Origin of the sequence: Cohnella abietis, assembly GCF_004295585.1 — a bacterium.
Classification (GTDB): Bacteria; Bacillota; Bacilli; order Paenibacillales; family Paenibacillaceae; genus Cohnella; species Cohnella abietis.
The window spans coordinates 2,881,786-2,901,883 of record NZ_AP019400.1; the positions used below are offsets into that span (position 1 = coordinate 2,881,786).

Genomic DNA, 20,098 nt, shown 5'->3' on the forward strand with positions numbered 1-20,098 from the left:
TAAACATTACAGGGCAGTCTCTTCGAGTCTTCGGGTTTGGAGGGGCTGCTTTTTTTTACAATACAAGACTTACATGCCGCTGCGCAGCACCACTGATGAATGAAAATATTGTCCATACTGACGCACAGGTTGCTAGGAGACAAATAAAGTACCCCAAAGTGCCAAAGTGCCAAAGTGCCAAAGTGCCAAAGTGCCAAAGTGCCCCGCACTCTTGTGACATTAGGAGTACGATGTATTTCGCTTGAGTAGAATGTTTTTCATCGTTAATAGCTAGTAGGGGCGCCTCCAAAGACGCATTAACGATGTTTATGATCGTACTTGCTACACATTTGGCCTCTGCGCCTGATCATTTTCGTCGAAGTAGAATGTTTTTCATTGTTAATAGCTAGTAGGGGCGCCTCCAGAGACACATTAACGATGTTTATGATCGTACTTGCTACACAATAGGCCCTGCGCCTGATCATTTTCGTCGAAGTAGATCGTTTTAAGTTATTCAGCGTGGAAAAGTTTCACCATGTCCATTTCTGAATAACCCCCGAAATAAACGTTGAACACCGTAAAAGGACGGCATCAGCCGTTTATGCTTGGACTATCAGGGTTCTATGTCAATAAACGCGATACAAACGTGTATAGTCGTCCTAAGGGCGGCAAAGCCGCTTTACTTATTTTCCGATAAATAATTGAATCATTTTCAAGAAAACTGCTGTCAGTCCGGCAGCCATTAAAGGACCTACTGGTATTCCACGTAAAAACAAAACCCCGACGATAGATCCGATCACAATACCAACGATGAGCTGTGGATCCATTTTAAGTGTTTCGAGGCCCCGACTATTTAAATAGGCACCAATGGCTCCCCCAGCGAGAGCAACCCAGCCTGTCCAGCCTGAGAAGGCAGCAGCGATATCCTTGGGCTGTATGCGTCCTGATGCGAACGGCACTAGTATGGCTAAAGTCAGGAACAGTAAGCCTAGCTCAATTCCTCTTCGCTCGATAGATGGCAAGTAACGTTCCAGATGCGTTAGCTTAATGATGAGAAGGATGCAAGCAGCAGTGGTTATGATGGATGATCTTCCGACTAAGCCTATGACAATGAGTGTGACCAATACCAATTCTCCGTACATAAGGATGACACACTCCCGATAAGATGGATTGTACACGATATGGAACAAGCCACGCGTTTAGAACGCGAGGCTTGTTCATACGAACATAAAGTGTATATTTACAAATCAAATCATGTATTCCGAATAAGGAACCTGCTGCAACTCGAAGGTATCGGAACGAAGTCCACGTCTCATCGTCTCCAGAGTAATGATATCATTTACTGGTATATTTCCAAGATGCACGTCAGGTCCTAGTGATTTGATTAAAGAGACTTGCTGCTCTTTCAGAGGTGCTTCCCACATGAGTCGGTCTAAGTTCGGAACAACCCTTAGAATATGAGATAAGTCACCTTCTCTACATTCGCCATGCTCGTCGAACAAGCCGACGCCTTTACCGGATTCTCTAGCCTCAACCGTAACAAGCTCCGCGCCGCAAGCCCAGTCCTGTTCAGCTGTTCTAGCGAAATCGGTAACGTCAATTCGTGAGCCAAACAGCTTCTTCCCATACTCCGTATATACCGTAAGCCCCATACTCTTAGCATCCCGAATCAGATCGTTGCGAAGCGTTCGGCTCAAATTAATCGTTCCGTCTGAAACCTCAATTCCGGTGAATCCAAGCTCCAATACTTGGCGAAAAAAACCAGGGATTAAATCGAGTCTAACTGCTGCCTCTAGTAGTGTACCTCCTGGAATAACGGTAATTCCATGCTTTATTGCGAGTGCAATTTTACTTTGGATGACAGGAAGAGGATACAAGGTAGAGGTACCAAAACCAAACTTGACGATATCGATATACTCGCCGGATGTAGACAGCATATCCGCGAAAGCGTGCTGTCCAATTCCTTTGTCTATTACCATCGTGCAGCCCTTATTGCGCGGCTTTGCTTGTCGTCTGCCGCTTGGATCACATAATGTTTGAGGCCACGTGGATGTTAAAGTCGTTGTTTGCATACTCAGCTCTCCTCGTTGATTTACAAGGTGGATTTTTACAAGCAATATATGCATTGGCCTATTGCAATGTGAAATAACGGTGCATGTTTCTAGAAATCTCTCAGGGATAAGACAAGTTAACGTTCACATCTGCATAGGTATAGTAGCAGGCTTGTGTTATGGGGCCGGTTTACTTTAGGAGGTAAGGAAATGGATAAAGCAGCATTCAGCATGGCTATGCTTCGAATAGTGTCGGGTAGCTTAGAATTAACGGCTGCAATTGTCATACTACGGTTGAATGATGTACAGAAAGCTTTAGCTGTAAACTCCATGCTAGCTTTGGTTGGACCACTTGTATTGATATCTACAACAATGATTGGATTAACGGGCTTGGCGGACAAGCTATCACCGGTTAAGTTCATATGGATTCTCGCAGGTGTAGGGTGTCTATTAATTGGAATTTTGAGAAAGTAACATAGAGTTAATCTTAGGGTCAAGCAGGCATATTCCTGTTGTCCAAGCATACATATGAAACAGCAAAGATCAACTTCTTGCGGAAAGGGGGGGACTAGGTGCCGCAGCCTTTGATGGAGCTGTTCCCGAATTCCTTGCGTCAAGTGCTTGAACAATTGCCCGCAATTGCTAGGGATTCGTTGGAAGAAATCCGCATTCGCGAAAATCGGCCGCTAGAGATTAGTTACGGGAGCCGATATTCGTTTGTTCGTGAGGATGGGACTTTAACGGATGATCATCAAGGTGCATTCGTGCCCGGAAGGGAGCAATGCCGGGCTTTGTTAGAGAGAGTAACCAACCATTCCATCTATGCTGTGGAAGAAGAGCTTCGCAGAGGTTACGTTACGGTGTCCGGGGGACATCGGATCGGTCTTGCGGGACGAACGGTCTTGGATAAAGGGCTCGTTTCTCACCTGCGGGATATCGCAGGCTTTAACGTGCGTATCGCTAGAGCTCGTATTGGATTTGGCGCGCAGGTGCTGCCTGGACTGCTTGATTTCAAGGCGAAAACGATACGTCATACCTTAATCATCTCACCGCCGCAGCAAGGGAAAACTACGCTAATTAGAGATTTGGCTCGATGTATTAGCTCGGGGCAATGGCACCATCCTTCTGCGCTTGATTGGGGGAGCCGCAAGGTCGGCATTGTTGATGAGCGTTCGGAAATTGCAGCTAGTGATAGAGGTGTTCCTACCTTCGATCTGGGCCCTCGCTGCGATGTGTTAGATGCATGTCCTAAGGCCGAAGGGATCATGATGATGGTGAGGTCGTTATCGCCAGAAATCATTGTGGTGGACGAGATTGGTCGTCCAGAAGACGCGGAGGCCTTGAACGAGGCCATTCATGCAGGAGTTCGTGTGCTTGCCACCGCCCATGCTACAGATTTATCGGACGTGTTCGGCAGGCCAGTGCTTGCCAAGCTGGCAGCGGAAAGGGTGTTCGGCTCTTACGTACTGCTATGGCGAGCTGGTGGGAAGGTGGAGCATCGTATTGTATCGGCTGAAGAGGCTGAACAAGAGGTGTCACGGCGTTACAGTAGAGCAGCCGGGGCTTCTCCAAGAGATGCTCCTGCAACGATCTCTAAGGCTGCTAACCCCAGCCTAGTGCCGCAGGTGCAGACGGAAGCGCTTGTGACCGTTAAAGCACGGCCTATGCCGGTCATCAGATCGCCGGCCCCTAACAGGCAGGGTGATATCAACAATGCTTAAATTCGCAGGTATCTTACTTATTTTGTTCGCTGGAACGATGATTGGATTTGTGCAGGCCTCTCGTTATGCGGCGCGACCCAGGCAAATTCGCGAGCTGCTTCATGCCCTGCAAAGGCTAGAAACAGAAATTAGCTATGGACAAACTCATCTGCCGGAAGCGTTGCAACGAATAGCGGGAATGGTTCCACAGCCGTTGTCTTCTCTATTCGCTACAATTGCTCATTCCTTGTCAGGGGATTCTGCCGGATTGGGCGAAACCGTTCGAGAGTGCTGGGAAAGAGCCATAATCGCTTACTGGCCGGCCACAGCAATGAAAAAAGCTGAAAAAGAAGCGATACTCCGTCTCGGTTCAACTCTAGGCGGTAGCGGTCGAGAAGATCAGCTTAAGCATATCCGCTTAACAATGATTCAATTGCAAGCGGAGGAATTGTCTGCAAGAGACGACCAGAATCGCTACGAAAAGCTTAGCCGCAGCTTGGGAATGCTAGGAGCCGCATTGGTCGTCATTCTGATGATCTAACGTGGGGATCAGTTTGGGAGGCCATAACGATGAACATCGACATCAGCACCATATTTCAAATCGCTGGCATCGGCATCATCGTGGCGATGATTCATACGGTGTTGAAGCAGATGGGCAAGGAAGATATGGCTCATTGGGTTACCTTGATCGGCTTTGTAGTCGTACTTTTCATGGTAGTCCGAATGCTGAACGATTTATTTCAGGAAATTAAGACGATATTTCTGTTTCAGTAGGTGAAGCGGGTGGATATTCTCCAGATCGTCGGAATCGGGTTTCTGGCGACCGTGTTAATTCTAGTCATCCGGGAACAAAAACCGATGTTCGCCTATCTCCTTGCCGCATTTGTAGGTGTCGCTATTTTCTTAGCATTTGTGGGCAAGATCGACGATGTGATATCTGTGCTGGAAGAGCTTGCGGATCGCTCGGGCATACCAACGGTGTATCTGAAGACGATGCTTAAAATAATCGGGATCGCCTATATTGCAGAATTCGGAGCGCAAATCGTGAGAGACGCCGGGCTTGAAAGCATCGCATCCAAAATCGAGTTTGCTGGTAAAATGCTAATTCTGGTCATGGCGGTGCCCATCATCAGCGTCATCGTCGAAACGGTGCTGAATTTACTGCCGGTCTGACGGTACGCGGGACGGGAGGGAGAGCATGCTCCGACAGACGGGAATAAAGAGATGGTTATTGATCCTGCTGTTTATGCTATTGTTCTTTCTTCTGATGGGACATTCCCTAGTATACGCAGATATGAGACTTCCCGCTAAGTCGACTACGGATTACGTGACTCAAGCGCCTAACGATCTCTCAGGTGACTTGGCGAAGCAGCAAAGTGAAGAAGTGGAGCTAGGACAAATTCAGAAGTATTGGAGCGATCTGAAGGGGGAGTATGGGGGCTATTTTCCAGAAGGAAAGCTTCCTGAGCTGAAACAGCTTATGTTCCCTGACGGTAAAAAGTGGAGCCCGTGGCAGGCCATGATGGGGCTAGCTCGATTTTTCCTCCACGAGGTGCTCTATAGCGGCAAGCTTCTGGTAACAATCGTCCTACTTACTGTTTTTACAATGCTACTGGAGACGATGCAAAGCGCATTCGAACGTAATGCTGTAAGCAGAGTCGCTTATGGAATCTCCTATATGGTATTGATCATATTAGCTGTAAATAGCTTCCGTACAGCAACTTCTTATGCGGGAGAAGCCATCCAGAATATGGTGCAGTTCATGCTTGCGATGGTGCCTCTGCTGTTAACCCTTATGGCGGGAACAGGAGGGGTGGCATCCGTAGCAGTCCTTCATCCTCTCATCGTTTTCATGATCCACACAGTGGGAACATTTATTCACTTAGTTGTTTTCCCGCTCCTATTTTTCTCAGCGGTTCTACATCTGGTCAGCGCCATTACAGAGCGATATAAAGTAACTCAACTAGCAAACTTGCTTCGAAATGTTGGAGTTGGCGTGCTCGGCGTACTGCTTACCGTATTTCTTGGGGTACTGTCTGTGCAAGGAGCAACAGGTGCGGTAACCGATGGGGTGGCGCTAAGAACAGCTAAGTTCGTAACCGGAAATTTTGTGCCAGTCGTTGGGAAAATGTTCTCGGATGCGGCAGATACAGTGATGTCAGCAAGCTTACTTGTCAAAAATGCAGTTGGAATCGCGGGGGTTATTGTTCTATTGTTTCTATGCGCGTTTCCTGCGATTAAGATTCTGGCCCTAGCGCTTATCTACAACGTGGCTGGCGCGGTCATGCAGCCGCTAGGAGATACCCCAATTGTCCATTGCTTGCAAACGATAGGGAAAACACTTATCTACGTTTTTGCGGCATTGGCTTCGGTTGGACTGATGTTTTTCTTAGCGGTTACGATTATTCTGACTGCGGGCAACGCAGCACTCATGATCCGCTGACTGGGGGAGGTGAGAGCTGAATGAATGTGATGGAGGGGCTGTCCAACTGGCTACGCCAAATCATTGCAGTTGTCTTGCTTGCATCAATTGTTGATTTGTTGCTTCCCAATCGCACGATGCAAAGATATGTTCGGCTTGTTGCGGGTTTGTTCATTCTGATGACCTTAGCAACTCCGATTTTACACTGGATGAAGGGTGACTTCAGCAGCAAGCTTACAGAAGGCCTTAATGCAGTGGAACGAGAGCCACAAGGTGCGGTTGATCAGCTAGCGATGATCGAAGCAGAAGGAGCAAAGCTTCGAGATAAGCAAAGCCTGCAAGCTGCAAAGCTAGTGACGGCAAAGCTAGAATCCGCCATCCGCGATGAGGTAGAGCAAAGCGAGCAACGCCAAGTTCGTAAGGTAGATGTTGTTTTGGAACGCGTTAGTAATGGTTCCTTAACGATTGCTAAGGTTGTAATTGTTCTTGAACCGGAGCCGTCAAAGACTGGTGATCGTTCTTCCCCCCCTGTAGTCAAGGAAGTGGAGCCGATCGCCGCCGTTGACATCCACGTTCAGGTAGAGGAATGGCCTGATGCGAAGGTAGCATCGCCAGATACAAGCAGGAAATCAGACCAAGCGGTTGCAGCGGAAGCTGAGGCAGAGGCTGATCGTGTGACTCGCTCTAGAATTTCCGCGCTCGTCGCCAATCGTTTTGGTATGGCGGCAAGCATTGTTGAGGTCAAGCTACCGATTGTAGACACTGCAAATCCATACTGACTCAGGGGGGACCACATGGCCAAGTGGCTACAGCAGCTGGAATCGTTTATTGGCGGAGGTTCGGGAGGACCGCGCAGAGTTAAAGCATTCCGGTTGCTTGTGCTGATCGGATTGATCGGTGCGGCTATGCTGCTGGCTGCCTCCCTGTTGAATGTCAAGAAGGTTGATCCTTCCCAAGATCCAAGCCTATCCCCGCCGAGGGATGAGGACACGCTACAGCAGGAAGCCTTCTTAGGCAGTAATGATACTAAGACCAGCCTGTTTAGGGACATCGAATCCGAACTCGAAACTCGATTGAAGGATTTAATGGAAAGGATTGTTGGCGTTGGCACGACGGATGTCATGGTGACGGTAGATTCGACGGAAGAGACTGTCGTGCAGCTTAATGAGAAGACGATGCAGCAGATAACAGAGGAAACAGATCGCAATGGTGCTAAACGCCATATAACAGACATCACGAAGGATGGCCAGGTTGTTCTATATTCCATCTCGTCTGGTAATCAATCGCCAATCGTTGTGAAAAAGCTGAATCCTCGGATTCGCGGAGTTCTTATCGTGGCGAAGGGTGCGGAAAATCCAACTGTGGAAAAGCTTATAGCCGTAGCGGTTTCCCGTGGCCTCGACGTACCTATTCATCGCATCTCCGTCGTACCTCGTAAATCTTAATACAATCTGATTATAATTTTGGGAGGAATTGAACAATGAACAACAAACGCCAAACCATTTGGCTAGTATCCATGCTGAGCTTGATGGTCATTTTATCGGCATACTATCTCTTTACCGAGGAAGCACCTAAAACAGATAATGCTAGTGGCATTGAACAAACAAAGTTTCCTGACGCTGGGAAGGTTTCTTCATCCAATCCAGATGGCTTTGAGATTACAGAGGTCGAGCAGAGTACAGACGACCTTTCTGCGACGGGACAGGGGACTAAGAGTGGTGCCAAAACAGATGAGGCTAAGGGGACAGCGGCTGTAACGAATAATGAAACCGCTGGAAATTCACCAGAGGATGAGGCTGTCCTTAATGGGATTACTAATCAAAAAGGTTTTGCAGAGATCGATAAAGTATCACTAGACCAACTAACAAGAATAAGTAAAAAAGCTGAAGAGTATAGATTGGTCATAGCGAATAAAAAATCGAGTGCTGAGGAAGCAGCTAGCGCAGTAGAGGCGCTTGATCTCCTTCAGGATACCGATTCTCGTATTACTAGCTTACAGGAAAAATTGCTTCAAGAATTCGACAATGCTGTCGTAGCTGAAGAGGATAATAATAACTTCAAGGTTATTGTCCTGAGTGAAAAGCTGGAGAAAAAACAAGCCGTTGGTATTATAGAAATGGCAACAAAAGAGTTAAATGTAACCCCTGATAGAGTGACCGTGCAATATGTGAAGTAAGTTGTGGTGAATCGATATAAAGTAAGTCTGAAGTGTTATTAAACAAGGGGATAGCCGCATAGTAGAGCTTCTTCCTACTTTGCGAATAACCCCTTGTTTTTTGTTGTCAAAATAAGAAAGGGATTACAAAGACGGTGTCGAACTCTTTTCAATTCATCCGATTGTGGTATAATAGTTCCGTTGTGGGATCGAACAAGCTTTCTTTAGACGGGGAATCCCGAGTCAAGGAGTGACCGAGATGTTTAAGTTGAGCGAAATTAAAGAATTGATTAAACTGGTAGACCAAACAACTGTACATGAATTGGAAATTGAGAACGAAGGTATGCGATTGTCGATTCGCAAACCGGGTCGCACTGAAGTTGTAAATGTGCAGACCGCACCCCTTTCTCATACATATCTGCCAACGACACAAGCGGCACCTGCGCCTGCAGTATCAGCAGCTCCCGTTCCGGAAGCGACTGCAGCAGTAGCCGACAATTCCCATCTGCATCGGATCGTTTCTCCTATGGTGGGTACGTTTTACCGTTCTCCATCTCCTGATGCTGCTTCTTTCGTTAATATCGGCGACAAGGTTTCCGACAAAACGGTTGTTTGTATTCTGGAAGCGATGAAGCTGATGAATCCTTTGGAAGCGGAAGTGAAGGGCGAGATCGTGGATATTCTCGTGGAGAACGGACAGCTCGTTGAATTCGGCCAACCGCTATTCTTAGTGAAGCCGGAATAATCCCGAGGAGGATTTCACCTTGAAATTTAATAAGATTTTGGTGGCCAATCGTGGCGAGATCGCGGTTAGAATTATCCGCGCATGCCGGGAGCTCGGAATTACCGCAGTAGCGGTTTATTCCGAAGCCGACCGGGAATCATTGCACGTGCGACTGGCTGATGAAGCGTATTGTATCGGACCAACTGCGTCGAAAGACAGCTATTTGAATTTAACGAACATTATGAGCGTCGCGACGTTAACCGACTGTGACGCAATCCATCCGGGATACGGATTCCTTTCTGAAAATGCTGATTTCGCAGATATATGCGAAACTTGCAATATTACGTTCATAGGTCCATCCTCGGTCGCCATTAGTAGAATGGGCGATAAATCGGTTGCTAAGCAAACGATGAAGGATGCTGACGTTCCGGTTATTCCGGGATCTGACGGCTTGCTCGAAGATCTTGACGATGCGATTCGGGTCGCTCGAGACATTGGTTATCCCGTTATTATTAAAGCAACGGCGGGTGGAGGCGGTCGTGGAATTCGAATCGCCGACAATGAAGAAATGCTTATTCGTGAGATTACGACTGCACAGCAGGAAGCAGAGAAGGCTTTCGGTAACTCGGGCGTCTATCTGGAGAAGTATTTAACAGGAATGAAGCATGTCGAGATTCAGATCATCGCCGATAAGCACGGTAATGTGGCGCATCTGGGCGAGCGTGATTGCTCCGTTCAACGCCGCCGTCAGAAGCTGGTAGAGGAAGCTCCATGCTCCATTATGACACCTGAGCTTAGGGAACGTATGGGTCAGGCTTCCGTTAGAGCTGCATTGGCTGTTAATTATTCCGGTGCGGGTACTATTGAATACCTACTCAGTCCTGATGGTCAGTTTTACTTCATGGAGATGAATACTCGTATTCAAGTCGAGCATCCTGTTACGGAAATGGTTACAGGAGTCGATCTGATTAAAGAAATGATCGCTATTGCTGAAGGAGCTCCACTTTCCTTTAAACAGGAGGATGTGAAGTTCAACGGTTGGTCTATTGAGTGCAGGATTAATGCAGAAGATTCCGAGCGCAATTTTATGCCTTCCGCTGGACGTATTGGCTTCTATCTGCCGCCAGGAGGTCCTGGGGTTCGAATCGATAGCGCGGCATATCCGCAATATGTGATCTCTCCCCATTATGATTCTATGATTGCGAAGCTAATCGTTTGGGCGCCAACGCGTGATGAAGCGATTGCTAGAGCAAGACGTGCTTTAAGTGAGTTTGTAATAGAAGGTATTAAGACAACTATTCCATTCCACCTTAAGCTAATGAATCACCCTATTTTTGCAGAAGGCAATTTCGATATTAAGTTTCTTGAGGAGCATGACATTAACGGAGATGTTGATTCCTCGTCCGATAATTAATTTTTAGACACTATTTCGGGCCAAGTGTTTGTCATAATAATCCGGGAATGCTATATTTATAAGTAGTGAAGGCGAATGCTCGGACTTACTTCAGATTAGCTCCGGGTATGTGGAGGTGGAACTACAAATGGAAACGATAGCACCCGATTATGAACGAACTGACATGGGTACCATTGAAATCGCACCAGAAGTTATTGAAGTCATTGCTGGTTTGGCGACAGTCGAAGTCGACGGTGTGGCAGGCATGAGCGGTGGATTATCCTCTGGAATTGCTGAATTGCTAGGACGTAAAAATTTGTCCAAGGGCGTGAAGGTAGAGGTTGGACAGCGCGAAGCGGCAGTTGATGTCTCAATTATTGTTCAGTACGGTCGTCGCATACCGGAAATTTCAACGGAAATTCAACGTAATGTCAAACGCTCAATCGAGACAATGACCGGACTTAATGTTGTAGAAGTTAACGTACATATACACGACGTTCATTTCAAAGCGGGCGACAAGCCCGAAGAAGATGAAACCCATGTACGTGTCCGATAATGACGTGACCGCAACCTGATTTCCGCGGCTAACGGCAAAACCTCTGGTCTGCGGAGATGGCCCTCTGACGAGAATTCCTTCAGGGAAATCTCGCAGAGGCCTTTCGTAGGTTAGGGGACATTTTCCTATTAGGAAACAGGGAGGGCTTTTACGTTGATCAAAATGTTGGACAGGCTGCTTTTATTTTTGTACAGTGTGGCAATTGGGATCGCCTCCATTGTTGCAATCATTACCGCAAGCGGTGGGTTTTCAGAGAAGTGGTTGCAGGATGTCGTTACTGATTTCACGGGCGATGTAAAGATCGTGCAAGGCTCCGTCATTGGAGTTGCTATTATCATTTTATTGATAAGCGTGCGATTTTTTGTTGTTTCCGTCAAGCGTGATGGAAGCTCAGCGCCTTCAATTAACCAACGGACAGAGCATGGGGACATCCGTATCTCTGTAGAAACAGTTGAGAATATTGCGCTTAAAGCTGCGTCGCGTACAAAAGGTGTTAAAGACTTGCGCGCACGTGTTAGAGTTTCTGAAGCGGGGTTAGGTATTCTTATTCGGGCATTCGTTGACGGAGAAGGCTCCATTCCAACATTGTCGGAAGAGATGCAACGTACTGTTTCTCAACAGATCGAAGAGGCAACAGGAATTCCGGTTGCGGAAGTATCTGTGTTTATCGCTAACGTTACTCAGGCGCCGACTACCTTTAAGAGCCGTGTAGAATAGGGGGACAACCGCCATGTGGAAAGTTTGGTGGGAAACCTCTGGAGGAAGAATCGCTGGGGTTGCAGCGGGTCTCTTATTCGGTATTATTTATTTAATTAGCGGATTTTGGGATATGCTGTTCTGCGCTATGCTCATTGGCATCGGATATTGGGTTGGAAAGTACAAGGATGAACGAAAGGGACCGCTTTTTCCGTGGGAAAAACTGACGGATTGGGTTTCAGATCGTTGGCCTTGGACACGATAATCCCTGTGAATGTTCTTGCCCAGGCAGGGACGGCGGAGCTTCTAATGCTTCGCAGTTTCCGATGGAATAGATGCTCATGGGTTTTTTTGTTTTTAGTTATGCTTGTGGCACCATAATATAAGGTACGGGGCTTGAACGATTAGGCACATTCGGGAGGACTCATGAAGCGCAGAATTGCTAGGGAAATCGTGGTACAAAGCTTGTACCAGATAGAGATGAACGGGGTAACAGGCGACGAGGCAGTCAATATCGTCATGGAAGAAGCTCGTCAAGACAACGAAACAGGCACGGAAGTTGCTGAATTGGCGAGCATTGAAGCATTTACACGCGAATTAGTGCAAGGAGTTCTAGAGAATCAAGAGATTATCGATCAGAAGCTTGTCGTTTATTTAACAGGGTGGCAAGTCGATCGGCTATCAAGAGTTGACCGTCAGATTTTACGTTTGGCTACCTATGAAATGATTTTCCGGAAGGATGTTCCTTCTAAGGTAGTTATCAATGAAGCCATTGAGCTTGCAAAGCACTTCGGATTAGATGAGAATGGGAAATTCGTTAACGGTGTTCTCGGCCGCATGTTGCGGGAAAGAGAAGAAAACCAACCGCAGGAGGACGAAAAATCATGAGCGCACAAATCATAAGCGGCAAAAGCATATCTGATACAATTCGCGAGGAAATGCGGGATGAAGTAGATCAACTGAAGCAGGCTGGTATCACTCCAGGGCTTGTCGTTATTCTTGTTGGCGAGGATCCTGCTTCCCAGGTGTATGTTCGTAACAAGGCTAAAGCTTGTGAACAGCTTGGATACTATTCTGAGGTAGTGAGGGTTCCGGCCGAAACGACGCAGGACGAGCTGCTCGAGCTCATAAAGCGCTACAACGAACAAGCGAATATTCATGGCATTCTGGTACAGCTGCCTCTTCCGAAGCATATCGAAGAGAAAGCGATCATCGATGCTATTGCTGTAGAGAAGGACGTTGATGGATTTCATCCAGAGAGCGTAGGAAATCTTATGATAGGCGATGACGCATTGTTGCCTTGTACACCTTCAGGTGTTATCGAATTGTTAAAGAGAACGGGTAACCATCCAGCAGGGAAGCACGCGGTCGTTATCGGTAGAAGTAATATTGTAGGTAAGCCTGTAGCTATGCTGCTTCTTCGTGAGAATGCGACGGTTACAATCTGTCATTCTCGCACACCAAACATTGCTGAGCTAGCTCGCCAAGCTGATATTCTTGTTGTAGGTGTAGGCGTACCTAAGCTGGTGAAGAAGGACTGGGTTAAGCCGGGAGCTGTCGTTATCGATGTAGGTGTAAATCGTTTGCCGGATGGCAAATTGTGCGGTGACGTGGATTATGAGGATGTACTTGATGTAGCGGGATGGATTACTCCTGTTCCAGGTGGCGTAGGACCGATGACCATTACGATGTTAATGGCGAACACCTTGAAATCGGCTAAGCGTACTCAAGCATAGAAAGGAAGTCTTGCGATGGAACCGGCTCGCGCTCTAAGCATCCGCGATATTAATCGCCTTATTAAAATGAAGCTTGAAGGCGATTCCGGGCTCCAAGACATCTGGCTGCGGGGCGAAATTTCAAACTTCACCTTCCACTCTAGCGGACATATGTATTTTACGCTGAAGGACGAAGGTGGAAGACTTAAATGTATTATGTTTGCCTCCTACAACCAACGGCTTCCTTTTGCTCCTAAAGACGGGATGAAAGTGTTGGCTCGCGGAGGTATTTCTGTATATGAGAGAGATGGACAATATCAATTTTATGCAACCGCGATGCAGCCTGATGGAATTGGGAGCCTCTACCTTGCCTTCGAGCAGCTGAAGAAAAAGCTTGAGCTCGAAGGGTTATTCTCTGAATATGTTAAACGACCTCTGCCCCGCTATCCGCGTACGGTTGGAGTCATTACTTCTCCAACAGGAGCAGCGGTTCGCGATATCTTAATTACCCTTGAGCGTCGAAACCCGGCTGTTAACATTTTGTTATTTCCGGTTACGGTTCAAGGTACTACTGCTGCGCCGTCTATCGTCAAGGCTATTCAAGCGATGAATAAGCTTGGGGAAGCAGACGTACTTATCGTTGGTCGCGGAGGAGGCTCTTTAGAAGAGCTGTGGGCCTTTAATGAGGAAATAGTAGCGAGAGCGATTCGCTCATCCTCTATTCCGGTCATTTCTGCAGTTGGGCATGAGACAGATTTTACAATATCTGATTTCGCTGCTGATTTAAGAGCTCCTACACCGACGGCTGCAGCAGAGCTGGCGGTTCAGCATGTAGGTGAGCTTAAGCAGGGTCTTACTCATCTCGAACAAAGAATGGCAAAGTCGCTCAGTATGCTGCTTTCCAAAGCTAGGGAAAGACTGCAGCATTCTGTGAGATCGCCTTATTTTACGCAGCCCAAGCGGAGTCTTCTTGTTCAAGCAGAGCGGCTGGACAGACTCAGAGATATGCTCCATTACTTGATGCAGGCCAAGCAGGCTAGGGCGCACGAAAAGCTGTCGCGATTGTCGGGTAGACTATCTGCGGTTAATCCAAACCAACAGGCTGCCTATGCTAGAAAAAGAATGACAGCAGCAACTCGAGGTCTAGAGCTTGCTATGAACGGGATTTTACGCCAACGTCAGCATACATTCGGCTCACTAGTTCGTCATCTGGATGCTTTGAGTCCACTCAAGGTTATGGCGCGCGGGTATAGCTTGGTGTATGACGAGAATGAGAAGACGCTTGTTCGTACGATTAATGAAGTCCAGCTTGGTGATCGTATAAACGTGCGTTTGGCAGATGGTAAATTGGATTGTCAAGTATGGGCGATCCAAGGGGAGGAGCAAGCAAATGGCTAAGAATAGCTCGATTGGTAAATCCGAGAAAGAAAATGTTGAACCAGCTCTTTCCTTCGAGCAGGCGATGGAGACACTTGAGACGATTGTTGCTAGGCTGGAGAGCGGTGATGTGCCACTGGAAACGGCTATTGAGCTTTTTCAAGAAGGAATGTCTCTCTCCAAATTGTGTGGGTTAAAGCTTGAGCAGGTTGAGCGTCGAATTGAGATGCTGGTGGAAGGCGATAACGGATTGCAGCGTAAGCCATTCGCCACAGGCAAAGAAGAAGCTTAGGATAGCAAAGGGGCAGAGACGTGAAAACATCAGTTGATCTACATACATATATGCAGCAACAACGTGATACGGTGGAAGAGGCATTGCGTTCGGTATTTCCTTTGGAATGGTCTATACCGGCAACGCTTCGGGAGGCGATGAACTATTCGCTGCTAGCAGGGGGGAAACGACTGCGTCCTATTTTTGTTCTTGCAGCGGCAGAAGCTGTTTCTGGAAGAGCAGATTGGGCAGAGCGTGCCATTCATTTTGCCTGCGCGGTTGAGATGATTCATACTTACTCCTTAATCCATGACGACCTGCCAGCGATGGATAACGATGATTATCGTAGAGGTCGCCTAACGAATCATAAGGTGTATGGAGAGGCAATGGGTATTTTGGCTGGTGATGGGCTGCTTACTCATGCATTTAATGTTGCTACACAAGCGCTGAAACGGGGAGTGCCAGCTGATCGGGTTCTTTCGGTTGTTGAGGAGCTGTCTCGATTCGGTGGTGTGTCGGGCATGGTTGGTGGACAGGTTGATGATATGCTCGGCGAACAGGGCTTAACGACGCTTGAGGAATTAGAGCATATTCATCTGCACAAAACAAGCGATTTGGTTACTTTTGCACTCAGAGCGGGAGGACACTCAGCTGAAGCGGATAGCAAGCAGATTGAGGCATTAAGCTTGTTCGGACGTAATGTCGGACTTGCGTTCCAAATCCAAGATGACATACTCGATCTGGTTGGAACAGAGGAGAAGCTCGGCAAGCCGGTGAAAAGCGATGAGCGCCAGGAAAAAGTAACCTATCCCTACTTACTCGGACTAGATGAAAGCCGCAAGCGCGTCGCCACTCTGACCAAAGAAGCCAACGAAACACTAATCCAAGCGCATTTCGCTAATCCTGACCGCCTAATTGAGATAGCAGAAGACTTGCTCAATAGGGACCACTAGATAGGGACCATTAATATCGCGGGAATCCCCTTGGAAAGTCCCGGGATGGTTGGGACATATCTGGACAAGACAATCCCCCCTGATGAGAGTACCTCCCGGGAGGGGATTAGCTGCAGGGGGGGGCTAGTAACCCCAGTAAGCCCAGTAAGCCCAGTAAGCCCAGTAAGCCCAGTAAGCCCAGTGAGCCCAGTGAGCCCAGTAACCCGAGTAACCCGAGTAACCCCAGTAACACCAGCAATACTCCGAAAGTCTCGCTGAAGCTGGAGATAGTGAACGTTTGATACACTAACTCGCCAAAAACCCCTCTATAGCTGCAGATAGCGAACGCACGGTTCACTAACTCGCCCAAAGTCCCTCAGAAGCTGTAGATAGCGAACGCACGGTTCACTAACCCGCCCAAAGTCCCTCTGGAGATGGAGATAGTGAACGCACAGTTCACTAACCCGCCCAAAGTCCCTCTATAGCTGCAGATAGCGAACGCACGGTTCACTAACCCGCCCAAAGTCCCTCAGAAGCAGGAGATAGTGAACGCATGATTCACTAACTCGCCCAAAAACCCTCAAAAGCTGTAGATAGCGAACGCCCGGTTCACTATCGAACCCAAAATCCCTCTAAAGCAGGAGATAGTGAACGCATGATTCACTATCGCACCCAAAGTCCCTCGGAAGCAGGAGATAGTGAACGCCCGATACACTAACGCGCCAAAAGTCCCTCTAAAGCCTGAGATAGTGAACGCTCGATCCACTAACTCGTCCCAAGTTCCTCTCAAGCTAGAAATAGTGAACGCCCGATTCACTAACCCGCCCAAAGTCCCTCAGAAGCAGGAGATAGTGAACGCCCAATTCACTAACGCGCCAAAAGTTCCGCTGAAGTCGCAGATAGCGAACGCTCGATCCACCAACCCGCCCAAAGTTCCTCCGAAGCTGGAAAAAGCGCCCACCATCATCAACTAATCCGCCCGTAGCCCCTCTCCAGCTATCGATAGCGCTCTCGAATACCATCAGATCGCCATGGCAGCAAAACTACAAATTCCCATTTAATTGTGCACGAAGCATACAAGCCCTCACAAAAATAAGGCTTCTCAAATCCGCATAAGCTTTTACTTTTACATTGAAAGTGAGCAATTGTTTGGGCATTGTATGGGGATATGTTATAATAGGGGCAATATCCATTTGTGGAAAGCGGGGAACATTACTTGCTGCTCGATCATATCGACAGTCCTACCGACTTAAAAAAATTAACTTTACCCGAGCTTCCTCAGTTGGCTGAAGAAATTCGCCAATTCCTTATTCAAAACTTGTCCGCCACTGGAGGCCATCTTGCGCCTAATTTAGGTGTAGTTGAGCTTACGCTGGCGTTGCATTATTTGTATAACAGCCCACAAGATAAAATGATTTATGACGTAGGGCATCAAGCATACGTGCATAAGATGCTAACCGGACGTAAAAATCGGTTTAATACTTTACGGCAGAAGGACGGATTGTGCGGATTCGTCAAGCGTAGCGAAAGCGAGCATGACGTATGGGAAGCAGGCCATAGCAGCACGTCTCTATCCGCAGCGATGGGGATGGCTTTGGCGCGGGACTTACAAGGCAAAACGAATAAAGTTATAGCTATTATAGGGGATGGTGCACTTACGGGCGGTATGGCCCTCGAGGCATTGAACCATATTGGTCATGAGAAGCGCAATTTAACTGTTGTGCTCAACGACAATGAAATGTCGATTGCTCCGAATGTAGGGGCTATTCATAATTACTTAGGAAAAGTTAGATCTGAGAAAATATATCGAAAAGCGAAAGACGAGCTCGATTGGTTACTGCGCAAGGTACCGGCTATTGGCGGTAAGTTGGCACGTACTGCTGATCGAGTAAAGGATAGCTTGAAATATTTGGTTGCCCCAGAGGGTGCGTTGTTCGAGGAATTTGGTTTGAAATATTTCGGACCAGTGGACGGCCATGATATTCCCAAGCTGATGGAAGCGTTCAAATATGCGGATAGTGTAGAGGGACCTGTTCTGGTTCATGTGCTGACCTTAAAGGGGAAGGGCTATACACCTGCTGAAGAAGATGCTCACAAATGGCATGGAACGGGTTCTTATAAGATTGAATCCGGTCAAGTGGTTAAGCCTGTTGGACCTCCGATGTATACAGAGGTATTCGGAAACACTTTGATTGAGCTTGCCGAACAAGATGACCGTATTATAGCGGTAACTCCAGCAATGCCAGGAGGATCGGGTCTTCTTAAATTTGCCGAGAAGTTCCCGAACCGAATGATTGATGTAGGAATAGCTGAACAGCATGCGGCTACAATGTCAGCAGCATTAGCTATGGAAGGCATGAAGCCTGTATTTGCGGTGTATTCTACATTCCTGCAGCGTGCTTATGATCAAGTTGTTCATGATATTTGCAGGCAAAGTTTGAATGTTATTTTTGCAATTGACAGGGCGGGCTTCGTCGGACCAGATGGGGAAACACATCAAGGGGTATATGATATTGCGTTCCTGAGACATATTCCTAATATGGTACTTATGATGCCTAAGGATGAGAATGAATTACGCAATATGCTTAAAACCGCTGTTGATTACAATGAAGGCCCTATTGCGGTCCGTTATCCTCGTATTTCCGGAACTGGGGCAGCATTCGATGAGGTAATGACGCCTATCGAGATTGGTACATGGGAAACAGTGCGTGAGGGCGATTATGCCGCCGTATTGGCCATCGGTCCAATGATTCAAGTAGCGGAAGAGGCAGCGGAGCTCTTAAAGCGTGAGGGAATGAATATTCGAGTTATAAATGCCAGATTTGTTAAACCATTAGATGAGAAAATGCTTTTGAGTTTGGCGAAAGAGCGGATTCCTCTTATGGTGGTCGAAGAAGGCTCGGTACAGGGTGGTTTAGGCGGTGCGGTGCTTGAGTTTTACAGCCTTCAAGGCATTCAGCCAGTTTCCATTCAGCTTGCCGGCGTTCCTGATATTTTTATCGAGCACGCGACCATTAAGGAACAACGTGTGGAAAGTGGTCTAACGGCCGAAGAGATTGCCAAGCAGCTTTCTTCACTAGCCGTTCGCAAGAGGCAGAAGGCAACTTAATGGAAAAAACAACGGTAACCAAGGAAAGATTAGACGTTCTGCTACTCGAGTTAGGCTATTATGACAGTCGAGAAAAGGCAAAGGCAGCCATCATGGCAGGTCTGGTGCTTATTGGCACGGAACGTGTGGAAAAGGCGGGAACTAAGGTTCCTAGAGACTCGGCAATAACGATTAAAGGTGCCCTACATCCGTATGTTAGCCGCGGTGGGTTAAAGTTAGAAAAAGCAATTAAGCATTTTAACTTAGATTTACATGACGTTATTATGCTGGATATTGGAGCATCCACCGGAGGTTTTACCGATTGTGCGCTTCAGAATGGTGCCACGCGAGTGTATGCTGTTGACGTAGGCTATAACCAGTTGGATTATTCATTACGTCAAGATAATCGTGTTCAGGTGCTGGAAAGAACAAACTTTAGGCATATGACGATTGAACAGCTGGATGGACCACGGCCTAGATTCTCGACAATTGATGTTTCGTTCATCTCATTGAAGCTTATTTTACCCGTGTTGGCAGAATTGTTGGAGACTGGCGGACAAACGATCGCGCTCATCAAGCCGCAGTTCGAGGCAGGTAGAGAGCAGGTTGGTAAATCAGGAGTCATTCGGGATTCAGCAGTGCATGCAAGTGTGCTTCGCGAAGTGTTAACGACAGCTAACGAGCTGGGGTTCGAGCTACAGGGTCTTACCTATTCCCCGATTACGGGTGGAGAAGGTAATATTGAGTTTCTCGCCTATTGGAAATTATCTGATCGTACAAATCGTCTACCTGAATTTGATGAAGAGCAATTATCTAAACTCATTAAACAGACAGTTGACGATGCTAGCTCAACTTTTCGACGAGCCACATAGCATTTGCCATATGTATTCCTATTTATTGTCCGGTTGTAGCCCGGAGCTGCCGAAGAACGGCCGGAGAAAACATACCGGACCCAACTCGTCTGCTCTGGGTTTTTGTGCTACGATCAGAAAGTATGAATTTCAATGTCTTTACACTCATCTGATCGCTCGATACAAAC

General features: G+C 47.4%; 23 protein-coding genes. 21 read left to right on the forward strand and 2 right to left on the reverse strand.

Features of this window, described 5'->3' with window-relative positions:
- Positions 1–662: 662 nt before the first annotated feature.
- Positions 663–1,121: a DUF441 domain-containing protein gene (locus KCTCHS21_RS12150; RefSeq protein WP_130608188.1), complete on the reverse strand. Its 459-nt coding sequence runs from the start codon at positions 1,119–1,121 to the stop codon at positions 663–665.
- A gap of 105 nt (positions 1,122–1,226) precedes the next feature.
- Positions 1,227–2,051, reverse strand: coding sequence for a phosphosulfolactate synthase (gene comA / locus KCTCHS21_RS12155; RefSeq protein ID WP_130608191.1), 825 nt, complete (start codon positions 2,049–2,051; stop codon positions 1,227–1,229).
- A gap of 189 nt (positions 2,052–2,240) precedes the next feature.
- Between comA and KCTCHS21_RS12160 the strand changes: the two genes are divergently transcribed.
- The 21 genes from KCTCHS21_RS12160 to KCTCHS21_RS12260 all read left to right on the forward strand — a co-directional run bounded on the left by KCTCHS21_RS12160 (position 2,241) and on the right by KCTCHS21_RS12260 (position 19,931).
- Positions 2,241–2,504: a YqhV family protein gene (locus KCTCHS21_RS12160; protein WP_130608195.1), complete on the forward strand. Its 264-nt coding sequence runs from the start codon at positions 2,241–2,243 to the stop codon at positions 2,502–2,504.
- 98 nt (positions 2,505–2,602) lie between these two features.
- A complete protein-coding gene (gene spoIIIAA / locus KCTCHS21_RS12165; RefSeq protein WP_232058171.1) occupies positions 2,603–3,751 on the forward strand; it encodes a stage III sporulation protein AA in 1,149 nt (382 codons plus the stop codon).
- Entirely contained in the window at positions 3,744–4,271 is a 528-nt protein-coding gene (gene spoIIIAB, locus KCTCHS21_RS12170) for a stage III sporulation protein SpoIIIAB (RefSeq protein ID WP_130608198.1), read from the forward strand. Before spoIIIAA ends, spoIIIAB begins: the two co-directional genes overlap by 8 nt.
- Positions 4,272–4,300: 29 nt before the next feature.
- Complete coding sequence (spoIIIAC, locus tag KCTCHS21_RS12175) at positions 4,301–4,504, forward strand: stage III sporulation protein AC (protein ID WP_094050916.1); 204 nt, start codon at positions 4,301–4,303, stop codon at positions 4,502–4,504.
- A gap of 9 nt (positions 4,505–4,513) precedes the next feature.
- Positions 4,514–4,903, forward strand: a complete 390-nt coding sequence (gene spoIIIAD / locus KCTCHS21_RS12180; protein ID WP_130616473.1) for a stage III sporulation protein AD — start codon at positions 4,514–4,516, stop codon at positions 4,901–4,903.
- Positions 4,904–4,928: 25 nt separating this feature from the next.
- Positions 4,929–6,173, forward strand: coding sequence for a stage III sporulation protein AE (spoIIIAE, locus tag KCTCHS21_RS12185; protein WP_130608201.1), 1,245 nt, complete (start codon positions 4,929–4,931; stop codon positions 6,171–6,173).
- A gap of 20 nt (positions 6,174–6,193) precedes the next feature.
- Positions 6,194–6,931: a stage III sporulation protein AF gene (gene spoIIIAF, locus KCTCHS21_RS12190; protein ID WP_130608204.1), complete on the forward strand. Its 738-nt coding sequence runs from the start codon at positions 6,194–6,196 to the stop codon at positions 6,929–6,931.
- A 15-nt stretch (positions 6,932–6,946) separates the two neighbouring features.
- Positions 6,947–7,597, forward strand: coding sequence for a stage III sporulation protein AG (spoIIIAG, locus tag KCTCHS21_RS12195; protein ID WP_130608206.1), 651 nt, complete (start codon positions 6,947–6,949; stop codon positions 7,595–7,597).
- Positions 7,598–7,632: 35 nt separating this feature from the next.
- Entirely contained in the window at positions 7,633–8,328 is a 696-nt protein-coding gene (locus KCTCHS21_RS12200; RefSeq protein WP_130608209.1) for a SpoIIIAH-like family protein, read from the forward strand.
- Positions 8,329–8,566: 238 nt separating this feature from the next.
- Entirely contained in the window at positions 8,567–9,052 is a 486-nt protein-coding gene (gene accB / locus KCTCHS21_RS12205; protein ID WP_130608212.1) for an acetyl-CoA carboxylase biotin carboxyl carrier protein, read from the forward strand.
- A gap of 19 nt (positions 9,053–9,071) precedes the next feature.
- Positions 9,072–10,445: an acetyl-CoA carboxylase biotin carboxylase subunit gene (accC, locus tag KCTCHS21_RS12210; protein ID WP_130608215.1), complete on the forward strand. Its 1,374-nt coding sequence runs from the start codon at positions 9,072–9,074 to the stop codon at positions 10,443–10,445.
- Positions 10,446–10,572: 127 nt separating this feature from the next.
- The gene (locus KCTCHS21_RS12215) at positions 10,573–10,980 is read left to right on the forward strand and encodes an Asp23/Gls24 family envelope stress response protein (RefSeq protein ID WP_130608218.1); all 408 of its coding nucleotides are present in this window, start codon (positions 10,573–10,575) and stop codon (positions 10,978–10,980) included.
- Between the two features lie 153 nt (positions 10,981–11,133).
- A complete protein-coding gene (gene amaP, locus KCTCHS21_RS12220; RefSeq protein ID WP_130608221.1) occupies positions 11,134–11,697 on the forward strand; it encodes an alkaline shock response membrane anchor protein AmaP in 564 nt (187 codons plus the stop codon).
- 13 nt (positions 11,698–11,710) lie between these two features.
- Positions 11,711–11,941, forward strand: coding sequence for a DUF2273 domain-containing protein (locus tag KCTCHS21_RS12225; protein WP_130608224.1), 231 nt, complete (start codon positions 11,711–11,713; stop codon positions 11,939–11,941).
- A 161-nt stretch (positions 11,942–12,102) separates the two neighbouring features.
- Positions 12,103–12,564: a transcription antitermination factor NusB gene (nusB, locus tag KCTCHS21_RS12230; protein ID WP_130608227.1), complete on the forward strand. Its 462-nt coding sequence runs from the start codon at positions 12,103–12,105 to the stop codon at positions 12,562–12,564.
- On the forward strand, positions 12,561–13,412 hold the full coding sequence (gene folD, locus KCTCHS21_RS12235) for a bifunctional methylenetetrahydrofolate dehydrogenase/methenyltetrahydrofolate cyclohydrolase FolD (RefSeq protein ID WP_130608230.1): 852 nt from the start codon (positions 12,561–12,563) through the stop codon (positions 13,410–13,412). The genes nusB and folD overlap by 4 nt, the downstream gene beginning before the upstream one ends.
- 15 nt (positions 13,413–13,427) lie before the next feature.
- Positions 13,428–14,789, forward strand: a complete 1,362-nt coding sequence (gene xseA / locus KCTCHS21_RS12240) for an exodeoxyribonuclease VII large subunit (RefSeq protein ID WP_130608233.1) — start codon at positions 13,428–13,430, stop codon at positions 14,787–14,789.
- Positions 14,782–15,060: an exodeoxyribonuclease VII small subunit gene (gene xseB, locus KCTCHS21_RS12245; protein WP_130608238.1), complete on the forward strand. Its 279-nt coding sequence runs from the start codon at positions 14,782–14,784 to the stop codon at positions 15,058–15,060. The genes xseA and xseB overlap by 8 nt, the downstream gene beginning before the upstream one ends.
- Positions 15,061–15,080: 20 nt before the next feature.
- The gene (locus tag KCTCHS21_RS12250) at positions 15,081–15,992 is read left to right on the forward strand and encodes a polyprenyl synthetase family protein (RefSeq protein WP_408621781.1); all 912 of its coding nucleotides are present in this window, start codon (positions 15,081–15,083) and stop codon (positions 15,990–15,992) included.
- A gap of 1,195 nt (positions 15,993–17,187) precedes the next feature.
- Complete coding sequence (gene dxs / locus KCTCHS21_RS12255) at positions 17,188–19,080, forward strand: 1-deoxy-D-xylulose-5-phosphate synthase (RefSeq protein ID WP_130616475.1); 1,893 nt, start codon at positions 17,188–17,190, stop codon at positions 19,078–19,080.
- Positions 19,080–19,931, forward strand: a complete 852-nt coding sequence (locus KCTCHS21_RS12260) for a TlyA family RNA methyltransferase (protein WP_130608241.1) — start codon at positions 19,080–19,082, stop codon at positions 19,929–19,931. Before dxs ends, KCTCHS21_RS12260 begins: the two co-directional genes overlap by 1 nt.
- The last annotated feature ends 167 nt before the right edge of the window (positions 19,932–20,098 follow it).

Excerpts from the sequence above, each read along its gene's own strand:
- spoIIIAB (WP_130608198.1), top strand. The coding sequence starts at position 3,744 with ATGCTTAAATTCGCAGGTATCTTACTTATTTTGTTCGCTGGAACGATG.
- KCTCHS21_RS12160 (WP_130608195.1), top strand. The coding sequence starts at position 2,241 with ATGGATAAAGCAGCATTCAGCATGGCTATGCTTCGAATAGTGTCGGGT.
- nusB (WP_130608227.1), top strand. The coding sequence starts at position 12,103 with ATGAAGCGCAGAATTGCTAGGGAAATCGTGGTACAAAGCTTGTACCAG.
- spoIIIAG (WP_130608206.1), top strand. The coding sequence starts at position 6,947 with ATGGCCAAGTGGCTACAGCAGCTGGAATCGTTTATTGGCGGAGGTTCG.
- xseB (WP_130608238.1), top strand. The coding sequence starts at position 14,782 with ATGGCTAAGAATAGCTCGATTGGTAAATCCGAGAAAGAAAATGTTGAA.
- spoIIIAE (WP_130608201.1), top strand. The coding sequence starts at position 4,929 with ATGCTCCGACAGACGGGAATAAAGAGATGGTTATTGATCCTGCTGTTT.
- comA (WP_130608191.1), bottom strand. The coding sequence starts at position 2,051 with ATGCAAACAACGACTTTAACATCCACGTGGCCTCAAACATTATGTGAT.
- KCTCHS21_RS12215 (WP_130608218.1), top strand. The coding sequence starts at position 10,573 with ATGGAAACGATAGCACCCGATTATGAACGAACTGACATGGGTACCATT.
- folD (WP_130608230.1), top strand. The coding sequence starts at position 12,561 with ATGAGCGCACAAATCATAAGCGGCAAAAGCATATCTGATACAATTCGC.
- xseA (WP_130608233.1), top strand. The coding sequence starts at position 13,428 with ATGGAACCGGCTCGCGCTCTAAGCATCCGCGATATTAATCGCCTTATT.
- spoIIIAF (WP_130608204.1), top strand. The coding sequence starts at position 6,194 with ATGAATGTGATGGAGGGGCTGTCCAACTGGCTACGCCAAATCATTGCA.
- accB (WP_130608212.1), top strand. The coding sequence starts at position 8,567 with ATGTTTAAGTTGAGCGAAATTAAAGAATTGATTAAACTGGTAGACCAA.
- KCTCHS21_RS12225 (WP_130608224.1), top strand. The coding sequence starts at position 11,711 with ATGTGGAAAGTTTGGTGGGAAACCTCTGGAGGAAGAATCGCTGGGGTT.
- spoIIIAC (WP_094050916.1), top strand. The coding sequence starts at position 4,301 with ATGAACATCGACATCAGCACCATATTTCAAATCGCTGGCATCGGCATC.
- KCTCHS21_RS12150 (WP_130608188.1), bottom strand. The coding sequence starts at position 1,121 with ATGTACGGAGAATTGGTATTGGTCACACTCATTGTCATAGGCTTAGTC.
- KCTCHS21_RS12200 (WP_130608209.1), top strand. The coding sequence starts at position 7,633 with ATGAACAACAAACGCCAAACCATTTGGCTAGTATCCATGCTGAGCTTG.
- KCTCHS21_RS12260 (WP_130608241.1), top strand. The coding sequence starts at position 19,080 with ATGGAAAAAACAACGGTAACCAAGGAAAGATTAGACGTTCTGCTACTC.